The following is a 10,106-nucleotide window of genomic DNA, read 5'->3' as shown; positions in this document are numbered from 1 at the left end:
AAAACCCTTTTTTAACTCCCACAACAATTATTTGATTTTTATTTTGAAAAAATTTGAAACCCTTTCTTAACTAAAACTCAATAACCTTCTTATGAACGTCTCGCTAAATTCGTTGCCGTTTTTAGCGGCTGCAAACTTACAACCTTTTCTGAAACTCACAATGTTTTTAATTCTTTTTTTAAAAGAAATTTAATCCCTTCAAAATCTAAACTAATCAACCTCTGTATGAACGTTACCGCTTTAAAATTTTTACCTTTTTTAGCGGGCTGCAAATATACATGCCTTTTTAGTTCTGACAACCTTTTTTGTGAAGTATTTTTGATTATTACTCGAAAGCATTTTAATTAATTGATTTTTAACATTTTACAATACTTCTTTTTTATTAGATTTTATTGTGATTTATATATTTAGCTGGATAACACTTTACATCTCCGCTAATATATCGCCATTTGCTGTAATCCTTACTTGTGTATTTTGTTACTTCTATTCGATTAGGCTTGAGTTTTATTTCATTTTTTATGATTTAAGCAATGAAATACCTTTATGGGATAGAAAAAACGAATACAATCTATTTATTTTTCTTCTTCTATAATATGTTATACATATATTTTATAGTAAAACTTACTACTATATAGATATCCTTTTTTAAGGATCTTATACTCTATCTACTTTAAAATTCATGTTCTTTATATATTAAAGACTAGATACCTCAACAGATTTAAAATTCACTTTTGAAGAAAACAAGCTTAACGGCCCAGCCCTGCGTTAGGGATTGAACGGTATGTTTGAGCTCTTTTTGTGTGGTTGCGCCTATGCAATACAAAAAAGCGAGTAGTGAAAGCCCGACTCTTGATGCACGACTAAAGGTGCAGCAAGAGTAACGCCCAAATTATTCTAAAAGAAATATACCTATATATAATGACTAGGTTTAATATATTTACCGCATGTTTATGAATTCGACTTTTTTAAAACTTAATAAGCAATCATTACTCCTTGCTATTTTGTCTGTTTTACTCTATTGGGCTTTTGCTTATAATTTGGTACGTACAGATTACTTGAAACTTATAGGACTTTATGTTACCCTGTTTGCTTTGTTTTACCGTTTGGTATCTAAATTTAAAGATGATCTTAAGCTTTTAACTTATTTGGCTTTTGGGTTTAGGTGTGTTTTTATTTTGGCTATACCGAACTTATCTCAAGATTTTTATCGTTTTATTTGGGATGGCCGGATGATTTTTGCTGGTTTTAACCCCTATCTATTTACGCCTGAATCATTTATAAATTCCGAACAATCCCCTATAGCCCAAGCCGAGGCTTTGTACTCTGGAATGGGAGTGCTTAACGGGAGTCATTTTACAAATTACCCACCTATTAATCAGCTTTGTTTTTTTATTGCTTCAGTTTTTGCTGGAAAAAGTATTTTGGGTTCGGTTGTTGTTTTTAAGCTTCTTATTATTGCTGCCGATTTTGGTACGTTTTTCTATGGTAGTAAATTACTTAAAAGATTAGATATTCCTGTTTATAATATTTTCTGGTATATATTGAATCCTTTTATAATTATTGAACTTACGGGTAATTTACATTTTGAAGGTGTAATGATATTCTTTTTAATATGGAGTTTATATTTGCTACATTGTGGAAAATGGAAATTTGCTGCCGTGATTTTAGCATTATCCATTACTGTTAAACTAATTCCTTTAATATTTTTGGCTTTATTTTTTAAGTGGTTTTTATTTAATAAACACAAGACGAACAATGAAAGACCAAATTTATTAGCAGGCTTATGGAAACTTGTTGGTTTTTACAGTATAACTTTACTAACCACACTCCTATTGTTTGCACCCTTTCTGTCTGCGGAATTCTTTAATAATTACGCTAAAACTGTTGGCTTATGGTTTCAGAATTTTGAATTTAACGCAAGTCTTTATTATATAGCCCGAGAAGTTGGCTATACGTTTAGAGGTTATAATGAAATTGGCATTATAGGAAAGGTGACTCCAATTTTGGTTGTTTTATTTATTTTGATTATTACTTTCTTTAGAAAGAATAAAACAATGGTTGAATTAATTTCTGCAATGTTACTCGTTTTGTCTTTCTACTACTTTACAGCAACTACTATACACCCTTGGTATATTGCAACACTTTTAATTTTGAGTGTTTTTACGAAATATAAGTTCCCGTTGGTTTGGAGCTTTGTAATAATACTTAGTTATTTGGCTTATGTTAATATTGACAAGGCAGATAAATCGGAAAACTTATGGGTAATCGCCTTGGAATACGCTGTGGTTTATGCTGTTTTTATTTGGGAAGTGTTTTTAAAGAAAACAGATAAGGGCTTAAGTGTTTCTTCAAAAAAAATATCGATCCCCATATAAATGACGATCGATATTGAATATCAATATAAGCTTTACGCTTAGATTTTCTTTATTACTTAAAGAGTTTTGGCTACTGTATTAACTGCTGCGATGGTAAAATCCAAATCTTCATAACTCAATGCTTCTGTAATAAACCAAGTTTCGAAAGCACTTGGCGCTATATAAACACCAGCATTTAGCAATCCATGAAAAAAGGCTTTAAAAGTATCATTGTTTCCGTTTGCCGCTGTTTTAAAATCTACAACTTTAGCCTCATCAAAATGAATAGAAATCATAGACCCTACTCTATTTATAGTATGTGTAATATTATTTTCGGTTAAAACCTTAGCAATTCCTTTATGTAGGTAAGCTGTTTTTTTGGCTAAGCTTGTAAAAATAGTATCGTTATTATTTAATTCAGTTAACATCGCCAAACCCGCGGCCATAGCTAATGGGTTTCCGCTTAATGTTCCCGCTTGATATACTGGACCAATTGGCGCCAAATAATTCATAATTTCATTTCTAGCAGCAAAAGCACCTACAGGTAAACCGCCACCAATTACTTTTCCGAAGCATACAATATCTGCACTTATATTATATAACTCTTGTGCTCCTCCTTTTGCCAAGCGAAACCCCGTCATAACTTCATCAAAAATTAACAGGATATCATTTTCACTACAAACATTTCTCAAGGCTTGTAAAAAACCTTCGGTTGGAGGAATGCACCCCATATTACCAGCCACAGGTTCAATAATAATACAGGCTATTTCGTTTTTATTCGCTTCAATTAATGACTTAACATTTTCAATGTCATTATAAATAGCCAACAACGTATCTTTCGCTGTTCCTTTTGTAACACCAGGACTATTGGGTGTTCCAAATGTACTTGCCCCACTTCCTGCTTGAATTAAAAAAGAATCTGAATGCCCATGGTAACAACCCGCAAATTTTATTATTTTATCTTTATTTGTAAATCCACGAGCCAAGCGCACAGCACTCATACAAGCTTCTGTTCCCGAGTTTACAAAACGTATTTTATCAATATTTGGCACCATAGAAACTGCTAATTCTGCAATTTGTGTTTCTATTTCTGTAGGCATACCAAAAGATGTTCCTTTTTTAGCTTTTTCAATTACGGCATTTACAACGGGTTCGTGAGCATGCCCCAAAATCATTGGTCCCCAAGAATTAATGTAATCGATTAACCGGTTACCATCTTCATCATATAAATAAGCTCCTTTTGCTTCTTTTACAAAAATTGGAGTTCCACCAACACCATTAAACGCTCTAACCGGTGAATTCACACCACCCGGAATCACTTTTTCTGCCTTGGCAAATAAGGCGCTACTTCGTTTATAAATCATATGTTTTATTTTGGACTCACTTGAAGTTCTTGTCCTATTTTAATGTTATTATCCTCTAAATCGTTTATCGCTTTTAACTCTGGAACACTAATATTATGCATTTTAGCAATGTAATACAAGGTATCACCTTTAACAACAACATGTGTTATTACTTTTGGAACATCACGAACGCTAACCACATTAGTCTTCGCATTAATTACAATTTCATCTCTTTGTTTAAAATCTGAATTTGATTTTGATGATTTTCTTCCTCCATCGTATTGATCCAAATTATAACGCTCAATTAGGCTAATTAATTTAGCAGGATATTTAGGATCGGTAGCATAACCAGCAGCTCTTAATCCTCTGGCCCAACTTTTATAATCGGTCTTTTTCAACTTGAATAATCCAGAATATCGATTGCGTTCGGTTAAGAATAATGAGTGGTCACGAAAAGAATTTTTCGCATCATCATATTTTCTAAAACATTCTTGCGCGGCATCATCATCATGATAAATTCTATCACCATCCCAATCGTGACATTTAATACCAAAATGATTATTAGCCTCTTTAGAAAGTCGTCCATTACCAGAAGCCGATTCCAAAATACCTTGTGCTAAAGTTATACTCGCAGGTATATTATACCATTCCATTTCTGCAACCGCCACATCTGCATAATTTGCAATATATTCCTCAGTGGCATTTGTATAAGAACTTCTAGTTGCTGTTTTAACACCCTCAGTTTTTTTTGTAACACGCTCTGTTTTCGTTTTTCGCTTTTTTGTAACTACCGTTTTTTTAGATTTACAACTAAAACTTACAACCACAACACAAAGCAATATTAAAACTCTATTCATTATTTATTCAATTAATGGTAAATTTTTCTTTTTCAAATTAACATTCATTCCATCGATTCCTTGTAAACCTCCTGTATGAATAGCTAATATTTTTGAACCTTTCGGAAACTCATTTTTTTCAATTAAATCGAAAAGCCCAAACATCATTTTCCCTGTATAAATAGGATCTAACGCAATACTATTTTCAGATTTAAAGTTATTTATAAAACTGATTAAATCCGCATTTATTTTAGCATAACCACCAAAATGATACTCGGACGTTAATTTCCAATTCATTTTGGTTGCAAATTTACTAATATCTTGTTGTAAAAAGTCGCCTTTTAGAGCAGGAAAACCTAAAATTTGTTGATTTGGGTTCGATCTATTGATTAGTCCAGAAATTGTTCCTCCGGTTCCCACCGAACAACATATATAATCGAAACTTTCATCTTCAATAGTTAAAATCTCCTCACACCCTTTTACGGCAAGTGTATTTGTACCACCTTCTGGAATGGTATAAAAATCTTGAAATTCTTCACTTAAATAATTCAGAAAATCATCAGAAGTTTTATTTCTATAAGCCTCACGCGATACAAACTTAAACTGCATACCGCAATGTTTGGCATAGCTTAAAGTTGGGTTGCCCTCAATTTTATCAACTAATTCTTCCCCTCTAATAACCCCAATAGTATTAAATCCTAGAATTTGGCCAGCCGCAGCAACTGCGACAATATGGTTAGAATAGGCTCCACCAAAAGTAAGCAAGGTTCTAAACCCTAACTTTTCGGCTTCAATAAGGTTGTATTTAAGTTTTCTGTATTTGTTTCCAGAAACAAAACTATGAATAGCATCTTCACGTTTAATGTAAAGTTCTATATCACTATTATTTGGCAAACTTATTCGTTGATTTACGCTATTTTCTAGTTGAAAAATCATGGTTTCAAAGATACTTTAAAAATCTCCAAAACGAACGTTCATTTAAATATTGTAGGTTCCTTTCGTTTAAATACGCTTCTTTTTCAAATGAAATACTCCTATATGCAACATTCCAGTTTTTATGCTGAAAAAAGCGAAACACAAACTCCAAAACATACCATATATAAAAAGGAATAATAAACAGTTCTATTTGTTGTTTTAAATGAATTTTCTCGTGGTTGAGTAATACAATATCCGTTTTTAGCTTTTTACTTTTCAAAAATACAAAGGGATAAAGGGTTATGCCCGAATATCCTTTTGGAACTAAATATTTTGAAATAAAAATCATACTGTATTCTAAACAAAAACCAATCCAATATATGAAAGTTTCAGAAATAAATAATTCCATTTTACGTTATCTTTGTAATCTATGAAAAAAATTATCCCTATTGAAGAAGGCGATTTTTATTGGACACCCGAAGGTTACCGGTGTTTCACGGCGCAATACTTATTAAAACGAGAATATTGTTGCGAAAGCGGATGTCGACATTGCCCATATGGATTTAACAAGAAAAGTAACTCCATTAAATAATAACAAAAGCAGTAGAATCTAAAACTTATAATATGGTACGATTATTGCAGCCTTTAAAAAATACAAACCAACTCAAAATCAATTACATGTTGATTAAAAAGTTGTAAATTGAAAAGAAAAACTTAAAAAACGCTTCCTTATGAAAACATTTTTAAAAACACTACCGCTTTTAGCATTGTTGGTTGTAGTAACTTCGTGTAGCTCAGTTAAAGTTGCTGCCGACTACGACAAAGATGCCAATTTTAACAGCTACAAAACATTTGCCTTTTTTAAAACAGGTATTGATAAAGCTGAAATTAGCGATTTAGATAAACGCCGTATTTTACGCGCTATTGAAGCCGAACTAATGGCAAAAGGTTTTACAAAATCTGAAGATCCAGATTTACTAATAAGCCTATTTACCAAAGCAAATCAACGTGTTGATGTTTACAACAACTCTTGGGGCATGGGCTCTTGGGGATGGGGTGGTTTTGGAGGCTATGGTCCTGGATGGGGATGGGGTTGGAATAGCCAGCCAAGTGTATCTACCTCTACACAAGGTGTTTTATATATTGACTTAATTGATGCCAAGAAAAAAGAACTAGTTTGGCAAGGTATGGGTACCGGTTATTTAACTCAAAAAATGGAAAAGAAAGATGAACGTATTAAAGAGTTTGTTTCAGAAATTATGATGAAGTATCCTCCAGGAGCGAATAAATAAACATAAAAAAAGGCGATTATAAATTTATAATCGCCTTTTTTTTTATCTCACTTTTTAATCCCTATTGCAAACTAAGCTTTAAAGCATCATAAGATTCAGAATTAACACCTACTAAACCGTATTTTACCTCACCTTGCTTTATTGTTGATCCCTTTATATCAAAATTTGCTAATTCAGTTTTAAACTTTTTATTAGCCGAACTTGCTGCTATTAAATTTCCTGCCGCTAAACCAGGTCCTAAAATTAATCCTACAGGCGTTGAACTCGTTGTTTCTTGCAACCCATATTCGCTTGTTTTTGTTGTGTAAAAATTAACCGGAGTTAATAATAAATAAAATAAATGCGTTGCAGGGCTTTGTTTTAGAGTTTTAAAAGTTTTTTCTTTATCTAAAACATAAATTTCGTTTTCGTTTGCATAAACCAAGTTTAAATCTCTACCGAAAACTAAATCTCTATCAGAATTATTAGAAATTTTTACAGCTACCAATCGTATACCTTTTTTATCTTCTTTCTTAGAGTATTTTTTATCTAGTAAATCGTATTTATACTCTAATGTCACTCCTTCCGTTTCAGTCTTAGACACGTAGTTTATGTTATTTGGCTCAATCACTCGATAACGCGACGCGCAATTAAAAAAAGATAAAGACACAAAGTAGTTTAATAAATTTCATATGGGTTGATTTTTAAGTTTGAGCGAAAATAAAACTATTATTAGTTCAATACCAACATGAATGACAAAAATGAAAGAAGAACATTATTACACATGATACAATCAAAATAAATGAAGCAAAACACCACATCAATGATTAATTCGTATTTTCACCTAAGTAAAACCGTTTATATTTATGGATACATCAATAAAACCAAACGTGATTTTAAATCGCTTACCGAGACATCTAAAGCAATTTATTAAGCCACAAAATTATACCGCCTACTCGGCGATAGACCAAGCCGTTTGGCGTTATGTGATGCGCAAAAATGTTGATTTCTTAAAAAAAGTAGCACACAAATCTTATTTAGATGGTTTAAAACTTACAGGGATTTCAATTGATAGCATCCCCAATATGTATGGCATGAATCGTATTTTAAAAGATATTGGTTGGGCAGCTGTAGCAGTAGATGGCTTTATTCCTCCAAATGCTTTTATGGAATTTCAAGCTTATAATGTATTGGTTATTGCAAGCGATATTCGCCAATTGGAACATATTGAGTATACACCGGCTCCAGATATTATCCACGAAGGTGCAGGCCACGCTCCTATAATTGCAAACCCAGAATACGCTGAGTATTTACGTCGTTTTGGAGAAATTGGTTGTAAAGCTATTTCATCGGCTAAAGATTACGAACTCTATGAAGCTGTTAGACATTTGTCTATTATAAAAGAGGCTTCAGATTCAAATAAAGATGCTATCGCTTCCGCGGAAAAAAAGGTAGAACATTTACAACAAAACATGGAGGAGCCAAGTGAAATGTCTTTAATACGGAATTTACATTGGTGGACAGTAGAATATGGTTTAATTGGAACTATTGAAAATCCAAAAATTTATGGTGCCGGATTACTATCCTCAATTGGAGAAAGTGCTTGGTGCATGACGGACATTGTTAAAAAACATCCCTACAATATAAATGCTACATATCAAGATTTTGATATTACAAAACCCCAACCTCAACTTTTTGTAACGCCAGACTTTGCTCATTTAAGTTTAATTTTAGAAGAATTTGCTAATACGATGTCTGTTAGGAAAGGTGGTCTTTTAGGTGTTAAAAAATTAATACAGTCGAATGCTTTAGGAACCGTGGAACTAAGTACAGGTCTTCAAATATCTGGAGTTTTCTATGAAGTAAAAGATAACGACGGACAAGTAATTTACATACATACCAAAGGAAAAACGGCCCTAGCCTATCGTGAAAAAGAATTGGTTGGGCATGGTACCAATCATTATTCCAATGGTTTTAGCTCTCCCATCGGGAAATTAAAAGGAATAAACATTGCTATTGAAGATATGAGTCCGCGTGATTTAAGCGCCTATAACATATATGAAGAAAAAGAAACCACTTTAGAATTTGAAGGCGGCATTACTGTTTCGGGAGAAATTATTACAGGAAAACGAAATCTTCAAGGAAAAATAATACTCATAAGTTTTAATAACTGCACGGTAAAACATAACGACACTATTCTTTTTAAACCTGAATTTGGGGTTTACGAAATGGCCGTTGGCAAAACCATTGTTTCAGCTTTCTCTGGCCCAGCCGATTTAAATAGTTTCGATTTAATAACACACAAAACTTCATCTAAAACTATTCAGAATAAAAAATCTAAAAAACAATTAGAGTTAGAAAAACTCTACCAACAAATTCGAGACTATCGCCAAGGAATAAACAAAACTATTTCGAGAACTAAAGTTTTAGAAGAATTGATCGAAAATCACCAAAACGATTGGCTCTTACCTATAGAAATTTTCGAATTAGCTTTTATTGAAAATGAAACCAAACTTTGTAAAAACATTCTAACTCACTTAGAAATAGTAAAACAAAACCAGCCACAAATTGGGAGATTAATTGATGATGGTTTGGGGATTATAAGGAGAAAACAACATACTATCTAAAACGTTTCAACGTGTTTTTCGTGAACGTACTAAGTACAAGTTTTCCACTAATTCTGGCACGTTCACTTAATAAATCGTCCCAGTTATTGGTGCCTTCCCAAAACACCTTTTTCATTTCTTTTAATGCTTTAGGGTTGTAAGTCGCCAATTTTTCAGCGAGTATTTTTACTGCTTCATCTAGTACTTCTGTGCTTTCAAAAACTTCAGAAAACAATCCTTTCTCCTTAGCAAATTCCGAAGAAAAAAAAGTTTCGGCATCTATCGTCATTTGCGACATCGCATTCTTCCCAATCTTCCTAGAAACAGCAGGTTCGATAACAAAGGGACCAATACCTATGCTAAGTTCGCTTAATTTAATAGAAGCGTATTGAGTTGCTAAACAATAATCTGTAGCTGCCGCTAAACCAACACCGCCACCAACACTTTTACCTTGTACTCTACCAATAATAAGTTTCTGGCATTTCCGCATAGCGTTTATAACTTTTGCAAAACCTGAGAAAAACTGAAAACCAGTTTCCTCGTCCTCAATTGCAATAATTTCGTTAAAACTAGCACCGGCACAAAACGTTCTATCTCCACCACTTTTTAATACAATTACATTTATATCATCATTTATACCAGCAGCCTTAATAGTTTGTGCTAGTAATTCTAAAATATCACTTGGCATAGAGTTTCTATTGGGATGATGAAACTCAATATATCCAACCTTATTTTCTATGTTTAACGTAACGTATGCTTCCATTTATTCGGATAAATTAAA

The 10,106-nt window shown here is 32.8% G+C and carries 10 protein-coding genes; 4 read left to right on the top strand and 6 right to left on the bottom strand.

Annotation, left to right across the window (positions count from 1 at the left end):
• Positions 1 to 944 precede the first annotated feature (944 nt).
• Positions 945 to 2,375 (top strand): mannosyltransferase, encoded by a 1,431-nt coding sequence (locus M4I23_RS04600; protein ID WP_249753587.1) that lies wholly within the window; start codon positions 945 to 947, stop codon positions 2,373 to 2,375.
• A gap of 56 nt (positions 2,376 to 2,431) precedes the next feature.
• Here the strand turns inward: M4I23_RS04600 and hemL are convergent, their stop codons facing one another.
• The 4 genes from hemL to M4I23_RS04580 are packed head-to-tail and all read right to left on the bottom strand — an operon-like array spanning position 2,432 to position 5,797.
• On the bottom strand, positions 2,432 to 3,718 hold the full coding sequence (hemL, locus tag M4I23_RS04595) for a glutamate-1-semialdehyde 2,1-aminomutase (protein ID WP_249753586.1): 1,287 nt from the start codon (positions 3,716 to 3,718) through the stop codon (positions 2,432 to 2,434).
• A 5-nt stretch (positions 3,719 to 3,723) separates the two neighbouring features.
• A complete protein-coding gene (locus tag M4I23_RS04590; RefSeq protein ID WP_249753585.1) occupies positions 3,724 to 4,554 on the bottom strand; it encodes a glucosaminidase domain-containing protein in 831 nt (276 codons plus the stop codon).
• Positions 4,555 to 4,557: 3 nt separating this feature from the next.
• The gene (locus M4I23_RS04585) at positions 4,558 to 5,469 is read right to left on the bottom strand and encodes a 1-aminocyclopropane-1-carboxylate deaminase/D-cysteine desulfhydrase (protein WP_249753584.1); all 912 of its coding nucleotides are present in this window, start codon (positions 5,467 to 5,469) and stop codon (positions 4,558 to 4,560) included.
• Positions 5,470 to 5,473: 4 nt separating this feature from the next.
• Positions 5,474 to 5,797: a hypothetical protein gene (locus tag M4I23_RS04580; protein WP_158851675.1), complete on the bottom strand. Its 324-nt coding sequence runs from the start codon at positions 5,795 to 5,797 to the stop codon at positions 5,474 to 5,476.
• An 81-nt stretch (positions 5,798 to 5,878) separates the two neighbouring features.
• On the opposite strand from M4I23_RS04580, the gene M4I23_RS04575 reads away from it, so the two are divergent.
• A complete protein-coding gene (locus tag M4I23_RS04575; protein ID WP_158847323.1) occupies positions 5,879 to 6,040 on the top strand; it encodes a DUF5522 domain-containing protein in 162 nt (53 codons plus the stop codon).
• Positions 6,041 to 6,179: 139 nt separating this feature from the next.
• Positions 6,180 to 6,740 (top strand): DUF4136 domain-containing protein, encoded by a 561-nt coding sequence (locus tag M4I23_RS04570; RefSeq protein WP_158847321.1) that lies wholly within the window; start codon positions 6,180 to 6,182, stop codon positions 6,738 to 6,740.
• A 61-nt stretch (positions 6,741 to 6,801) separates the two neighbouring features.
• Here M4I23_RS04570 and M4I23_RS04565 read toward each other — a convergent pair whose 3' ends face one another.
• Positions 6,802 to 7,323 (bottom strand): hypothetical protein, encoded by a 522-nt coding sequence (locus M4I23_RS04565; protein WP_249753583.1) that lies wholly within the window; start codon positions 7,321 to 7,323, stop codon positions 6,802 to 6,804.
• A 262-nt stretch (positions 7,324 to 7,585) separates the two neighbouring features.
• Between M4I23_RS04565 and M4I23_RS04560 the strand changes: the two genes are divergently transcribed.
• Entirely contained in the window at positions 7,586 to 9,346 is a 1,761-nt protein-coding gene (locus M4I23_RS04560; protein ID WP_249753582.1) for an aromatic amino acid hydroxylase, read from the top strand.
• Here the strand turns inward: M4I23_RS04560 and M4I23_RS04555 are convergent.
• Entirely contained in the window at positions 9,339 to 10,088 is a 750-nt protein-coding gene (locus tag M4I23_RS04555; protein WP_249753581.1) for an enoyl-CoA hydratase/isomerase family protein, read from the bottom strand. The two genes, M4I23_RS04560 and M4I23_RS04555, sit on opposite strands and share 8 nt — an antisense overlap.
• Positions 10,089 to 10,106: the final 18 nt, after the last annotated feature.

It is taken from the genome of Algibacter sp. L4_22, assembly GCF_023473045.1.
Classification (GTDB): domain Bacteria; phylum Bacteroidota; class Bacteroidia; order Flavobacteriales; family Flavobacteriaceae; genus Algibacter.
Note: the sequence above shows the minus strand (reverse complement) of the source record. Positions and strands in the feature narration are given on the sequence as shown.

What these genes read in the sequence shown, in the direction of transcription:
- hemL (WP_249753586.1), bottom strand. Translation starts at nt 3,718, where the DNA reads ATGATTTATAAACGAAGTAGCGCCTTATTTGCCAAGGCAGAAAAAGTG.
- M4I23_RS04600 (WP_249753587.1), top strand. Translation starts at nt 945, where the DNA reads ATGTTTATGAATTCGACTTTTTTAAAACTTAATAAGCAATCATTACTC.
- M4I23_RS04580 (WP_158851675.1), bottom strand. Translation starts at nt 5,797, where the DNA reads ATGATTTTTATTTCAAAATATTTAGTTCCAAAAGGATATTCGGGCATA.
- M4I23_RS04585 (WP_249753584.1), bottom strand. Translation starts at nt 5,469, where the DNA reads ATGATTTTTCAACTAGAAAATAGCGTAAATCAACGAATAAGTTTGCCA.
- M4I23_RS04560 (WP_249753582.1), top strand. Translation starts at nt 7,586, where the DNA reads ATGGATACATCAATAAAACCAAACGTGATTTTAAATCGCTTACCGAGA.
- M4I23_RS04590 (WP_249753585.1), bottom strand. Translation starts at nt 4,554, where the DNA reads ATGAATAGAGTTTTAATATTGCTTTGTGTTGTGGTTGTAAGTTTTAGT.
- M4I23_RS04555 (WP_249753581.1), bottom strand. Translation starts at nt 10,088, where the DNA reads ATGGAAGCATACGTTACGTTAAACATAGAAAATAAGGTTGGATATATT.
- M4I23_RS04575 (WP_158847323.1), top strand. Translation starts at nt 5,879, where the DNA reads ATGAAAAAAATTATCCCTATTGAAGAAGGCGATTTTTATTGGACACCC.
- M4I23_RS04570 (WP_158847321.1), top strand. Translation starts at nt 6,180, where the DNA reads ATGAAAACATTTTTAAAAACACTACCGCTTTTAGCATTGTTGGTTGTA.